The sequence below is a fragment of the Streptomyces sp. NPDC056987 genome (assembly GCF_042673865.1).
Classification (GTDB): domain Bacteria; phylum Actinomycetota; class Actinomycetes; order Streptomycetales; family Streptomycetaceae; genus Streptomyces.
The window spans coordinates 63,417-76,248 of sequence record NZ_JBHURV010000045.1 but is presented as its reverse complement, the minus strand read 5'-3'; the positions used below and the strand labels follow the sequence as shown (position 1 = coordinate 76,248).

Sequence of the window (12,832 nt, the reverse complement as noted above, 5' to 3'; positions counted from 1 at the left end):
TTCGGGTGGGTGCGGGGGGGGGCCTCCGCGTGGGGGGCCCGGGGCGGGCGGGGTGGGGCGGGGTCCGGGCCGTGCCCCGCACCCGGCTCCTGCCATGTCGAGCGGCGGCCCGTTCGGGCCCTCGTCCCGCTGACCGGCCCTACGTCGACCGGCCCGCGTACGGTTGAGCCCCACGTCGACCGGCCCACGCATGGGCGAGCCGCGCCCCTACCGGCCCGCGCATGGGTGAGCCGCGCGCCCCGACCGGCGCGCGGCTCGCCCGTACGCGGCTCAGTAGCGCAGCCGCGCCAGATACCGGTAGCTGCGCAGCGCCGTCAGGAACGGGTCGGCCGGTGTGTCGTGCTCCACCAGCCACTGCCGTACGCCCCCGGACCGCGCCGTGTCGAACATCGCCGGGAAGTCCAGCACACCGGAGCCGACGTCCTCGAACCCGCCCTCCGGCGTCATGTCCTTGACGTGCAGCGCCGGGAACCGGCCGGGGTGGGTCACGAACAGCCGGCGTGGATCGTCACCGCCCTTCGACGCCCAGTACACATCCAGCTCGAAACCCACCAGCTCCGGATCGGTCTCCTTGAGCAGGATGCCGTACAGGCTCTCCCCGTCGACGGTGGCGTGGTCGCCGTCGTGGTTGTGGAAGAGCACCCGGAGCCCGGAGCGGCGCGCGAGCAGCCCCGCCGCGTTGAACTGCCGTGCCGCCTCGCGGTATCCGGCCGGTGAGTGCATCGTGGTGGGCAGGCTCGGCACCACGATCCACCGGCCGCCGAGCACCCGGACGTCCTCGATCGCCTGCGGCAGGCCGCTCCCGGTGACCGTGGGGTAGGCGACATGTTCGAGCACCGCCCGCAGCCCGGTGGCGTCCAGCATCGCGCGGATGGCCGCCGCGCTGTGCCCGTGCCGGCCGCTGACCCCGACCGTCGCGTAGCCGATCCGGGCCAGCCGCTCCAGTGTGCCGCCGAAGTCCGAGGCCAGCGGGGTGCGCATGGTGTACAGGTGCATGCCGATCGCGGACGGCGGGATCCGCCGGTGCCGCCGTCCGCGATCGGTGGCGCTCGCGCTCCCCGCGCCGCTCAGCGCGACGGCCGTCCCCGCCGCCGCGCCGAGGAACGCCCGTCTGCCGGTGACCGCCCTGCCGATGGCGCCGTTGAGGCTTATACGGCTCCCATGGCTCCCATGGTTTTCATCGCTCGCGCGGCTTCCGTGGCTCTCGTGGCTCATCCCACTTCCCCTCTCAGCGTGCGTCGACACGGACCGCGCCCGTCGTCGTGTCGCCCCGGTCGTCGGTGACGGTCAGCCGCGCCGTGTACGTGCCCGCCCGGGCGTAGGTGTGCGTCGCGCTCGGGCCCTCCGTACCGGTCGGCTTGGTGTTGTCGCCGTAGTCCCAGTGGTACGAGGTGATGGTGCGCCCGGCCAACGGCTTGACCTTCGAGGTGAGTTGGAAGGCGCGCGGCGCCGAGCCGTCCGCCGTCGCCCCGACCGTCACCTTCGTGGCCGGTTTCTTCTCGACACCGGTGCCGTTGAAGTGCAGCCAGTCCACCGCGAGCAGATCCGGACCCTGCGCGGTCCAGGCGGGGTTGGTGAAGACGGCGTACAGCTTCACCGTGCGCCCGGGGTCGACGAGATCGGTGGTGGGGGAGACGATGTTGCCGTAGCCGCCGGTGACGGGCACGGTCACCTTGCCCAGCAGCGGGCCGGTGGGGGAGTCCGCGCGGAACTCGATGTCCCCGCCGATGCCGCCCGAGGAGGCCCCGACCGTCACCGAACCGATGCCCTTCAGCGATACCGGGTCGAAGGCGATCCAGTCGCCGTCCTCGATCTCACCGAGCCGCTTGCCGCCGGAGGAGTCGGCGCGGTCCACGGTCTCCGCCCCGCCGTGCGCGCCGCCGGTCGACGTGCGGTGCTCCGCCTCGCGGAAGGCGGTGCGCAGGGTCAGCGAGGCCGAGCCGGTGAGGGCGGGCACGCCGCCCGCGCCGCCCTTGTCCTCGTAGCGCGCGGTGATCCCGTAGTACAGGTTCTGCCCGGGGCCGTGACTGTCCCCGGCGTCGGTGACGATCTCCCCCGTGCAGCCGGTGTAGTTGTCCAGCGGGTGGAGGTGGCTGTCATGGCCGAGCTGGGACTGGACGACCACCCGGGAGCAGTCGATCCTGCCGCCCGGTCCGGTCTTCCCGTCCTCCCGGTCCTGCACCTTCACGGTGAACGGGATGGTGTCGCCGAAGCGGAAGACCCCGCCGTCCGGGGGCTGTTGGATCGTCACCACCGGACGGGTGTTGCCGACGGTGATCTCCTGGACCGAGAGCCCGGTCAGCCCGGTCGGTCCGGTGACGGTGAGCCGGGCGGTGAACCGGCCCTTCTCCCGGTAGACATGGGACGGGTTGGGCTCCGTCGAGTCGGTGGTCCCGTCACCGTCGAAGTCCCATGCGTAGCGGAGCGGCTGGCCGTCGGGCAGTCCGGAGCCCGCGCTGGAGAACGCGACGGTGAGCGGCGCCGCCCCGGTGTCCGGGGTCGCCGCGGTCTTGGCCTCGGGCAGCCGGTCGTCCCCGACATGGTCGATCCGGTAGATGCCGGAGCCCTCGTTGCTGCCGCCGCGGCCCGTGCCGCTGCCGAGCCCGAAGTCGATGACGTACAGGGCGCCGTCGGGGCCGAAGTCCGCGTCGAAGGGCTGGTTCCATTTCATGTCGCCGAACACGCCGTTGATCGACTGGAGGTCACCGGCCTTCACCGGGGGGAACCGCGGATCGGTGAACGTCTGGTCCTTCTCCTGGAACGAGAAGGTCTTGAACCAGGTCCGGGTCAGCTCGTAGACCAGCCACTTCCCCTCGAAGTACTCGGGGAACTTGGACGGGTAGGTGTTGTCCGGGTCGTAGTCGTAGACCGGGCCGCTCATCGGCGCGCCGCCGCCCGTGCCCAGTTCGGGGAATTCGGCCGAGGCCGAGTAGGCGTACCAGACCGTCGCCGGTGCGGCGGGCGGCAGTTCGCGCAGGCCGGTGTTGTTCGGCGAGTCGTTGACCAGGTTCGCGCAGTCGAACTTGGCGCCGGGGGTGCCGGTCGCGAAGTCGTAGTCGTTGAACGGGGTGTTGGCGCCGACACAGTACGGCCAGCCGTAGTTCCCGGCCTTGGTGATCCGGTTGTACTCGACCGTTCCCTCGGGCCCCCGGTCGGCGACGGCGGCGCGCGCGTCGGGCCCGTAGTCGCCCACCAGTACTGCTCCGCTCCGCGGATCGGTGGTGATGCGGAACGGGTTGCGCAGGCCCATCGCGTAGATCTCGGGACGGGTGAGTTCCGTACCCGGGGCGAAGAGATTGCCCTCGGGAACGGTGTACGTGCCGTCGTCCCGCGGTGTGATCCGCAGGACCTTGCCGCGCAGGTCGTTGGTGTTGCCGGCCGTCCCCTGGGCGTCCCAGGCGCGGCGCCCCGCGCGCTCGTCGATCGGGGTGAAGCCGTCGGAGGCGAACGGATCGGTGTTGTCGCCGGTCGCGACGTACAGGTCACCGTTCTTGTCGAAGGCGATCGACCCGGCCATGTGCGAGTTCGCCCGGCCCTCGCCGCGCAGCGTCGGGAACGTGAGCAGGCGTTTCTCGGAGGCGGGATCGACGGTGTCGCCCGTGACCGTGAAGCGCGACAGGTTGATCTGTTTCTCGTTCTTGTCGGAGTGCAGCAGGTAGAGCCATTGGTTCGCCGCGAAGTCCGGGTCGAGCGCGAGGCCGAGGAGTCCGTCGGACTGGCTCGTCATCTCCGGCGTGTACGCGAAGTCCAGCGCGGTCGAGACCTGGAGCGACTCCTGGTCGATCACCTTGAGCTTGCCGGTGCGCTCGATGAAGAAGACCCGGCGGTCGGGGGCCACGGCCAGCTCGAAGGGGTCGGCGAGGTCGCTGGTGACCAGCGGGGTGCGCTGGTAGGCGCTCGTACGGTTGGCGGTGCAGTCGCCGGGCTTGTTGCCCGCCGCCCACTGGATGCCGCCGAGCAGGTGCGAGAGGAAGGCGTCCTCCTCGAAGGAGGCCGCGTCATGCCCGCCGGCGGTGAACCAGGAGCGTCCGCCGTCGTAGTTCTGGCACCAGGACCACGGATGGTCGACGCCCTCGTCCAGGCCGTCGATCCCGTCGTTCACCTTGATCTGGGCGAGGGTGTGCACCTTCCCCGTCGGGTTGGTGCGCCAGTTGTACCACTCCTCCGTACGCTCCCAGAGCTGCGGCAGGTCACGGGTGGAGGGGTGCGTACGGTCGAGTACCTTCACCCGGCCCGTCTGGACGGCCGGGTGCTTGTCGAAGACCGCGCCGACCAGCCCCTCGTACCAGCTCCAGTCGCGCTCGCTGGCGGACGCGGAGTGCAGCCCGACCCAGCCGCCGCCCCCGCGCACGAACCCCTGGAGGGCGGTGCGCTGGGCGGCGTCGAGCAGATCACCGCTCTCCGGTGTGGAGTTGGTGTTGTTGAAGACGATCGCCTGGAAGCGGGACAGATTCTCCTCGGTGAAGGCGGCGGCGTCGGACGTGGCCTCCACGTCGAAGCCGTTCTCGCTGCCGAGTCGCTCAACAGCCTTGATACCGGCGGGAATCGAGTCGTGCTCGAAGTTGGTGACCTTGGAGAAGACCAGAACGCGGAACGGCGCCGCCTCGGCCGGGGGCGGGGCGGCCACCCCGGCACCGAGGACGAGCGCGAGCAACGCGATGATCACGAGAAAGGGCGACTTGGCTCTCATAGGCGCTCCCGGTGCTGGTTGGGCCGGCGGGTTAGAAAGCGCTTTCAGGAGTACGTCGCACAGCGTAGGTCCCCGTATCACGGAGAGGCAATGGGTCGGAAGGGCCTTCTGCGACAGGGGTGTCGGGACGGACCGGGCGCCGCCGCGGGCGTACGACGCCGCCCGGACCCGTCCCACCGCGTCAGGCGGCGTCCAGCTCCGCCACCTCGGCCGGGGTGAGGACGAGCTCCGCCGCCGCCACCGAGTCGACGATCGTCTCGGGCCGGCTGGAGCCGGGGATCGGCACCACCGTGGGCGACTTGGCCAGCATCCAGGCCAGGCAGACCCGCTGCGGGCTGACCCCGTGCGCCTCCGCGATCCGGGCGAACGGGGCGTACGAGGAGCCGAGTTCACCGGCGTTCTTGATGCCGCCGAACGGGCTCCACGGCAGGAACGCGATCCCCAGCTCCGCGCAGAGTTCCAGCTCCGGCTCGCTGGAACGGAAGGCGGGCGAGAACTGGTTCTGCACGGAGACCAGTCGCCCGCCGAGGATCTCGTTCGCCGAACGGATCTGTGCCGGGTTCGCGTTGGAGATGCCCGCCTGCCGTATCTTGCCCTCGTCGAGCAGATCACGCAGGGCGCCGATCGACTCCTCGTACGGCACCTTCGGGTCCGGGCGGTGGAACTGGTACAGCCCGATCGACTCCACCCCGAGCCGTCCCAGCGACGCCTCGCAGGCGCGCCTCAGGTGCTCGGGGGAGCCGTCCAAGGTCCACGAACCGTCGCCGGGGCGCAGATGGCCGCCCTTCGTGGCCACGAGAACCTCCGGCCCGCGCGGGTGGGAGGCGAGCGCCTTGGCGATCAGGGTCTCGTTGTGACCGACATCGGTGGCGAGAAGGTGGTAGGCGTCGGCCGTGTCGATCAGTGTCACACCGGCGTCCAGCGCGGCGTGCAGAGTCGCGAGGGAGCGGGCCTCGTCGGGCCGGCCCTCGATGGACATGGGCATACCTCCGAGCCCGATCGCGCTGACGTCGACGGTTCCGATGCGGCGAGTCTTCATGGTGGGGGCACACCTTTCCTGCTGGGGACGTGCTGCCGGTTCCTGCCCCAGCCTCGCTGTTGATCGGCTACGCGTCCAACAGAAGACGACAATTCCTCGTCGGAACATGCCGGAACACACCGAAACGCTTCGGAACACGTTGAAATGCTCCGAAACATCACGAGGGCGCGTCATCTCACCCGGAGATCGGCCAGGTTCCCGGCTCAGGGCCGCTCCAGCCAGCCCCGGACGAAGGCCGCCTGGCCGGCGTGCTGGAGATCGTCGGAGATGACGCTGACCAGCCGCACCCCCAGGGTGACGGCCGGGGTCCACGCCTCGTCGACGATCCGCCCGAGATCCGCGTCCGCCAGCGTCCCGAGATACGCGACGGTCCGGTCATGGACGGCGTCGTGGTACCCGGCCAGCAGCTCGGCCGTGACCCCGCCGAGCCTCGCCACGTCCTTGGCGGAGTGCCCGTAACCGGTGGCGCCCGGCCGGAACGGCAGCCCGAACCGCCCGTGCCAGCCCTGCGCCGTCCACACCTGCTCCGTACCGGCGGCATCCGCGAGGTGGTCGTCCTGGATCCGGGTGAGGTGCCAGACCAGCCAGGCGATGGAGTTGGCCCCGTCGTCGATCCGCACCTCCAACTCGTCGGGGGAGAGCCCGTCGACCGCGTCGTGGACCGTCTCCCGGATACGGCCGAAGGCGTCGACGAGCAGTTCCGCGCTCGCGCTGGTCGGGGTCACGGTCATGGCGGGCTCCCTCGGTGCTCCGAAATTCTCGGCCGCGCCGCGGCGGCCCCGTGCGGACTCCAGGATCGCTCCCGCCGGAGAGGTCAGCGCGCCAGGAACGCCGAGACGCGCTCGCGCAGCGCGGCCGGGTCCAGCCCGTGCGCCGCGACCTGCTCGTCGAGCGAGCCGTACCGGCGCAGCTCACGGCGGGCCACCCCGAGCCCCAGCACCCGGTGCGGTACCGCCTCCAGCGCGTCGCTGGCGGCGGCCGTGGAGGTCCCGGCGAGATACGGCTCCACGATCACCACATCGGCCCGGTCCGCGCCCGCCACCGCCCGGCGCAGCGCCGCGCCGTCGAAGGGCCGCACGGTCGCGGCGTACAGCACCGTCACGTCGAGGCCCTCCGTCGCCGCCAGCACGTTGTCCAGCAGCGGCCCGACGGCGACCACGACGCCGCCCCTTCCCTCGCGTACGGTGCTGAAGCCGGTCCCGGCCACCTCACGCGCCCGGCTGTTGCTCTGGAGCGACAGCCGTACGTAGACCCGGTCGTCCCCGGCGGCGGCGTGCCGCAGCAGGGCCTCGGCCTCGTCGGGGTGGCCGGGCACATGCACCGTCCAGCCGTCGAGCGTGTCCAGCAGGGCGACATCCCCCGGCGACATATGGGTGAAGCCGGCCGAGGGGAAGTCGTACGACGCCCCGGCGCTCACCAGCACCCCGCCCACTCCCTGATGGCCGAAGTCCAGCTTGACCTGCTCGAAGGGGCGCTCGATCAGGAAGCTGGCGAAGGTGTGCACGATCGGGCGCAGCCCGGCGAGCGCGAGGCCGCCGCCCACGCCGACCAGGAGCTGCTCGCGGATCCCGACATTGATCACCCGGTCCGGATGGCGGCGCTGTGCCGCCGTGAAGCCGTCGCCGCTGATCTCGGCGAGGACGACCGCGAGACGCGGGTCCTCGTCCAGCAGCCGGGAGGTGGTGGAGATGAAACGGTCACGCATGGTGTCCATGGAGCTGTACCTCTCTCGGTTCCCGTGTCCCGTGCGTCGTACGGGGGGCGATGGGGGGCGTGGTCAGTTCTTGGGCTCGACCCGGGCCACGACGGCGCGGGGCCGCCCGGCGTGCGGCGCGGTGAAGGCGGCGTACAGCGCCTCGTGGTCGCGGCCGTCGACGGTCTCGGCCGACCAGCCGGCCGCCTCGAACCGGGAGGCGATACCGCCGGGCCAGCCGTGGGTCGCGGAGCTGTTGTCGATCACGAGGGTGTGGAGCTGTTCGAGCCCGGCGGGACCGGCGAAGGCGAGCGCCTCGTGGTTGCTGCCCTCGTCCAGCTCCGCGTCACCGATCAGCACCCACACGTGCGGCTCCGTGAGCCCCCGCGCCCGCAGCCCGAGCACGCTGCCCACGGCGAGGGGCAGCCCGTGCCCCAGGGAGCCGCTGCCGATCTCGACCCCCGGCAGCAGGGTCCGGTCGGGGTGGTGGCCGAGCGGTGAGCCGTACGAGCCGAAGCCGGGCAGCAGCTCCTCGGCGAGGAACCCCTTGGCGGCGAGGACCGCGTAGTACGCCATCGGCCCGTGCCCCTTGGAGAGCAGGAACCGGTCCCGCCCGGCGTCGTCGACGCTCCCCGGCGTCACGCGCAGCACCCGGTCGTAGAGCACCCAGAGGGCGTCGAGGGTGGAGGTCGCGGCGGGCCCGTGCTTCTCGTCGCCGGTCATCAGGGCCATGAGCCGGTTCAGCTCCCGCGCCGAGCCGGTGAGCGTGCCGTCGGTGCCGTCGGTGCCGTTGTTGCCTTCCGTACCGTTCGCGCGGGTCGTCTCTGTCGTCGTCATACGAGCCACGGTGCAACGTCAAGCGCACTTGAGGTCAAGGCGTCCCCGTCCGGTCCGCCCGGAAAGCGATTCGTGACCACCGGCCCGAGTGCGGTATTGTTCTCATGCGCGATCGGGCCGGGGAAACCGCAGGTCAGACGGGCATCGGGACGTGGCGCAGCTTGGTAGCGCACTTGACTGGGGGTCAAGGGGTCGCAGGTTCAAATCCTGTCGTCCCGACTTGTGTTTTCGCAGGTCGCAGGCGGTATCGGAGAAATCCGGTACCGCCTTTCCGTTGTTCCTGGGGACCAGTTGGAGACCAGTTGGGGACCACGGGGGCAGGGGGTTGCACCTTCCGTAGCGGCATGTGGTCCCGTGGACGTACGTCCTGATCCCTTGAGCAAAGGTCCCGGCTCATGCATTCGTCCTTCATGCCACCCCGCCAGGTCAAGATCGGTGACGCGGCGGCCTTCGCCGGCAGCACGCCACGGGCGATTCGCCACTACCACGAGATCGGCCTGCTCCCCGAGCCAGAGCGGGGCGGCGATGACCGCCGCCGCTACGGGTACGAGGACATGATCCGCTTGCTGTGGATCCGCAAGATGGCCGACGCCGGGATCGCCCTGGACGACATCCGTGACGCCTTTACCACCGGCACGGCTTCCATCGGTGCGGACAGCGGAGAAGATATCGCGGGCATCCTGGAGCGGTTGGAGGAAACCCTCGCCGAGCAGGAGGCGGAGTTGCGGCGGCAGCGGACCGCCGTGCAGCGGATGCGCACCGAAGGCAGCCGGATGGGCCTGCTCTCCGACTTCGTCACCGACCGCTTCAAGGGCCTGCCCGAGGGCTCCCTGCGTCAGGCGGACCTGGACACTCTGCTGGTCACCGAGCGGATCTTCGGCCCGCTCGGCGCGGCCGTCCAGGCCACCCGCTTCATCGTCCTGGCCACGCATCCCACTCTGCGGGAGGAATCCGACCGCATCGACGACGCCGAGGAGGCACTCGATGACAGCGTCGCCGTCGATGATCCACGGGTGGCTCACGTGGCCGCCGAGCGGCACGCCTTCGAAAGCGCCCTGCACGCCGCCGTCGAGGAGTCCGGCCTGGACAAGGACGAAGACGCCCTCTTCGACGCCTGGGACACGTTGCACCCTCCTGCCGCCGATGACAGCGAGGACGAGGCCGACCTCGGCGTCGGCAGGCGGGAGGCCGGCTCCATGAGCGCGTTCGAAGCCATCGGCAAGATGCCCTACGACTTCTCCCCGGCCCGCCTGCGCTGTATGGAACTGGCCTTAGAACTATGCATCGCCCAAGACGCACCCGCTACCTGGAACACGGCTGTGGACGGTGCGGTCGACGGCGCCGTTGGTGATCATCCGGACGGGGAAATGCCGGAGTGCGGGGACCGCTCAGCCTCGCCGGCCGGCGAGGCAGGCCCTGTCCGGGGGAGTACGCGCAGTTCGTGAGAGCTGGGTGAGAGCACGTGTGACGACGAGGCCCCGCCGGAGACCGGCGGGGCCTCGTCGTCACACCGTCCGCCCCGCCCACCGCCTCCGGCCCCGGCCTCCGACAGGCGGCGGCCTCCCACTCGGGCCACAGTGGTTTTCGTACGACATCGCCGGGATTGAAATCGCGCGGGACGGGCACCCCGTGACATGGCACCACGGCCGGGTGCGGCGTGCACCTGTGGCGTCGCGGAGAGGCAGGGCAACCATGAGCGTCATCGAAGGCGCGGTCGACGTCGACGTGCCGGTCCGTACGGCCTACAACCAGTGGACCCAGTTCGAGTGTTTTCCCCAGTTCATGAGCGGAGTGCGCCGAGTGGACCGGCCGCGCTCCTCCATGACGCACTGGGTGACCGGATTCGGCGGCGTGTCCCGTGAGTTCGACGCGGAGATCACCGAGCAGCGCCCCGACGACCGGGTGGAGTGGCGCACGGTGGGCACGCCCCGACTGACCGGATCGGTGCGGTTCCGGTCGCTGGGCGACACCCGCTGCCGGGTCACCCTCCGTATCGGTTTCACGCCGCGCGGCGCCGCCGAGCGCGCCGCCGACGCCCTGGGCCTGGTCCGCAGACAGGTGCGCGCGGATCTCCGGCGGTTCAAGGAGTACATCGAGGGCCAGGGCCGGGAGACCGGGCAGTGGCGGGGAACGATCAGCGGTGGGCAGGTGGAACCGGACTCGGACCGTCCGCCGCCGCACGTGCCGAACTGGCCGACCGGCTGAAGCAGCCCGTACGACGTGAAGACCCGAAGCGGAAGGTTGTGGCGGTGCGAGCATCATCGAACGGTGACCCGGGCGGCGAGCAGGCGAAGATCACTCCGCCGAAGAAGTGGGCGGCCGGAGTCCCGGCGGTGGCGCACGCGGTCGAGTACTCCCTGGGGGAGACGACGGCCCGCCGTACGGCACTGAACCTGCTCGACATCAACCAGACCAAGGGCTTCGACTGCCCGGGCTGCGCCTGGCCGGACCCCGCGCCGGGCGAACGCCACCGGAACGAGTACTGCGAGAACGGCGCCAAGCACGCCAACGACGAAGCCACCACGCGGCGCGTCACTCCGGAGTTCTTCCGGCGGCATTCGGTCTCCGAACTGGGACGAGCCTCGGACCGGTGGCTGAACCAGCAGGGCCGGCTCACCCGGCCCATGGTGAAGCGGCCGGGCGCGGATCACTACGAGCCGATCAACTGGCACGACGCCCTGGGCCTGATCGCCGACGAACTGCGGGCCCTGGACTCCCCGGACGAGGCGATCTTCTACACCTCGGGCCGGGCCGGCAACGAGCCCGCCTTCGTTCTCCAGCTCTTCGCCCGGGCCCTGGGGACCAACAACCTCCCCGACTGCTCCAACATGTGCCACGAGTCGAGCGGCGCGGCCCTGCACGAGACGCTGGGCATCGGCAAGGGCGATGTGAGCCTGCTGGACATCCACCAGGCCGACCTGGTGCTCACCGTGGGGCAGAACCCGGGAAGCAACCACCCGCGGATGCTCTCCGCACTGGAGGAGACCAAGCGCCGGGGCGGGCGGATCGTCGCTGTCAACCCACTCCCCGAAGCGGGCCTCATGCGCTTCAAGAACCCGCAGAAGCCGCGTGGGGTGGTCGGCCGGGGTACCACCATCGCCGACCAGTTCCTCCAGATCCGGCTGGGTGGCGACCTGGCCCTCTTCCAGGCGCTGAACCTGCTCCTGCTGGAGGCCGAGGACACCGCGCCGGGGACGGTGCTGAACCGGGAGTTCATCGACCGGCACACCAGCGGGTTCGAGGAGTTCGCCGCCCACCTCCGTGCCACCGTCTCCTGGCCGGAGGTCCTGGCGGCCACCGGTCTGACGCGGGACCAGATCGAGGAACTGCGGGACCGCGTCCTGGCCAGCGAGCGGATCGTCGTCTGCTGGGCCATGGGGCTCACCCAGCAGAAGCACGGGGTGCCCACCATCCGCGAGCTGGTGAACTTCCAGCTCCTGCGCGGGAACATCGGCCGGCCCGGCGCCGGCGTCTGCCCCGTACGCGGACACAGCAACGTCCAGGGCGACCGGACCATGGGGATCTGGGAGCAGATGCCCAAGGAGTTCCTGGACGCGCTGGCACGCGAGTTCGGCTTCACCCCGCCCACCCACCACGGGCTGGACACGGTCGCCTCCATCCGGGCGATGCTGGAGGGCCGGGCCAGGGTCTTTCTCGGTCTCGCGGGCAACTTCGTACGGGCCGCCCCCGACAGCGGCCTCACCGAGAAGGCGATGCGCGGCTGCCGCCTCACCGCGCACATCTCCACCAAACTGAACCGCTCCCACACCGTCTGCGGCGACACGGCCCTGATCCTCCCCACCCTCGGCCGCAGCGAGCGGGACTGTCGGAACGGCGAAGAGCAGTTCATCACCGTCGAGGACTCCATGAGCCAGGTGCACGCCTCGTCCGGGCGCCTGGACCCGGCGTCGAGCCACCTGCTCAGCGAGGTCGCGATCCTCAGCAGGCTGGCCCGGCGCACACTCGGCGACAAGGTGCCCGTCCCCTGGGAAGACTTCGAGGCGGACTACGGCAACATCAGGGACCGCATCGCGCGCGTCGTGCCCGGCTTCGAGAACTTCAACACACGGGTGCGCAAGCCGGGCGGCTTCGCGCTGCCGAACCCCGTGAACGAGGGCGTCTTCCCCACCCCCAGCGGCAAAGCACTGTTCACCCGCAACGCGTTCGAGGCGCTGAGCGCCCCGGAAGGGCATCTCCTGCTCCAGACGCTGCGCTCCCACGACCAGTGGAACACCGTGCCCTACACGACCGATGACCGGTACCGCGGCATCCACGGATCCCGCCGGATCGTGCTCGTCCACCCCGCCGACCTGCGCGCCCTCGGGCTGAAGGACGGTGCCCAGGTGGACGTGGTCGGTGTCGGGCAGGACGGCACCGAGCGGCGTGCCGAGGACTTCCGGCTCGTCTCCTACCCCACGGCCCCCGGCTGCGCCGCCGCCTACTACCCCGAGGCCAACGTCCTCGTACCGCTGGACAGCGTGGCCGACACCAGCAACACGCCGACCTCCAAAGGCATCGTGGTCCGCCTGGAACCACGGGGTCCGGCGGCGCAGCGCTGACGAGCCTCTGCTCG

9 protein-coding genes and 1 tRNA gene are annotated in these 12,832 nt (G+C 70.8%); 4 read left to right on the top strand and 6 right to left on the bottom strand.

Annotated elements, in window-relative coordinates; genetic code table 11:
- Positions 1-270: 270 nt before the first annotated feature.
- The 6 genes from ACFTZC_RS35625 to ACFTZC_RS35600 all read right to left on the bottom strand — a co-directional run bounded on the left by ACFTZC_RS35625 (position 271) and on the right by ACFTZC_RS35600 (position 8,154).
- Entirely contained in the window at positions 271-996 is a 726-nt protein-coding gene (locus ACFTZC_RS35625) for a sugar phosphate isomerase/epimerase family protein (protein WP_382897152.1), read from the bottom strand.
- A gap of 232 nt (positions 997-1,228) precedes the next feature.
- Positions 1,229-4,690 (bottom strand): ThuA domain-containing protein, encoded by a 3,462-nt coding sequence (locus tag ACFTZC_RS35620; protein ID WP_382897140.1) that lies wholly within the window; start codon positions 4,688-4,690, stop codon positions 1,229-1,231.
- A gap of 181 nt (positions 4,691-4,871) precedes the next feature.
- On the bottom strand, positions 4,872-5,729 hold the full coding sequence (locus ACFTZC_RS35615) for an aldo/keto reductase (protein ID WP_382897137.1): 858 nt from the start codon (positions 5,727-5,729) through the stop codon (positions 4,872-4,874).
- Positions 5,730-5,932: 203 nt separating this feature from the next.
- Positions 5,933-6,460 carry a DUF664 domain-containing protein gene (locus ACFTZC_RS35610; RefSeq protein ID WP_382897135.1) on the bottom strand — a complete coding sequence of 176 codons (528 nt, stop codon included), beginning with the start codon at positions 6,458-6,460 and terminating at the stop codon, positions 5,933-5,935.
- An 83-nt stretch (positions 6,461-6,543) separates the two neighbouring features.
- Complete coding sequence (locus tag ACFTZC_RS35605; RefSeq protein WP_382897134.1) at positions 6,544-7,443, bottom strand: transketolase family protein; 900 nt, start codon at positions 7,441-7,443, stop codon at positions 6,544-6,546.
- 63 nt (positions 7,444-7,506) lie between these two features.
- Positions 7,507-8,154, bottom strand: a complete 648-nt coding sequence (locus ACFTZC_RS35600) for a transketolase (RefSeq protein WP_382897150.1) — start codon at positions 8,152-8,154, stop codon at positions 7,507-7,509.
- A 250-nt stretch (positions 8,155-8,404) separates the two neighbouring features.
- On the opposite strand from ACFTZC_RS35600, the gene ACFTZC_RS35595 reads away from it, so the two are divergent.
- The 4 genes from ACFTZC_RS35595 (at position 8,405) to ACFTZC_RS35580 (ending at position 12,818) form a co-directional block, all read left to right on the top strand.
- Positions 8,405-8,478, top strand: a tRNA-Pro gene (locus ACFTZC_RS35595).
- 176 nt (positions 8,479-8,654) lie between these two features.
- Complete coding sequence (locus tag ACFTZC_RS35590; protein ID WP_382897131.1) at positions 8,655-9,704, top strand: MerR family transcriptional regulator; 1,050 nt, start codon at positions 8,655-8,657, stop codon at positions 9,702-9,704.
- Between the two features lie 247 nt (positions 9,705-9,951).
- Complete coding sequence (locus tag ACFTZC_RS35585; RefSeq protein ID WP_382897129.1) at positions 9,952-10,464, top strand: SRPBCC family protein; 513 nt, start codon at positions 9,952-9,954, stop codon at positions 10,462-10,464.
- A 44-nt stretch (positions 10,465-10,508) separates the two neighbouring features.
- The gene (locus tag ACFTZC_RS35580) at positions 10,509-12,818 is read left to right on the top strand and encodes an FdhF/YdeP family oxidoreductase (RefSeq protein ID WP_382897126.1); all 2,310 of its coding nucleotides are present in this window, start codon (positions 10,509-10,511) and stop codon (positions 12,816-12,818) included.
- Positions 12,819-12,832: the final 14 nt, after the last annotated feature.

Coding starts and splice junctions, on each gene's coding strand:
- ACFTZC_RS35625 (WP_382897152.1), bottom strand. CDS start 996: ATGCACCTGTACACCATGCGCACCCCGCTGGCCTCGGACTTCGGCGGC.
- ACFTZC_RS35620 (WP_382897140.1), bottom strand. CDS start 4,690: ATGAGAGCCAAGTCGCCCTTTCTCGTGATCATCGCGTTGCTCGCGCTC.
- ACFTZC_RS35615 (WP_382897137.1), bottom strand. CDS start 5,729: ATGAAGACTCGCCGCATCGGAACCGTCGACGTCAGCGCGATCGGGCTC.
- ACFTZC_RS35610 (WP_382897135.1), bottom strand. CDS start 6,460: ATGACCGTGACCCCGACCAGCGCGAGCGCGGAACTGCTCGTCGACGCC.
- ACFTZC_RS35605 (WP_382897134.1), bottom strand. CDS start 7,443: ATGGACACCATGCGTGACCGTTTCATCTCCACCACCTCCCGGCTGCTG.
- ACFTZC_RS35600 (WP_382897150.1), bottom strand. CDS start 8,154: ATGGCCCTGATGACCGGCGACGAGAAGCACGGGCCCGCCGCGACCTCC.
- ACFTZC_RS35590 (WP_382897131.1), top strand. CDS start 8,655: ATGCATTCGTCCTTCATGCCACCCCGCCAGGTCAAGATCGGTGACGCG.
- ACFTZC_RS35585 (WP_382897129.1), top strand. CDS start 9,952: ATGAGCGTCATCGAAGGCGCGGTCGACGTCGACGTGCCGGTCCGTACG.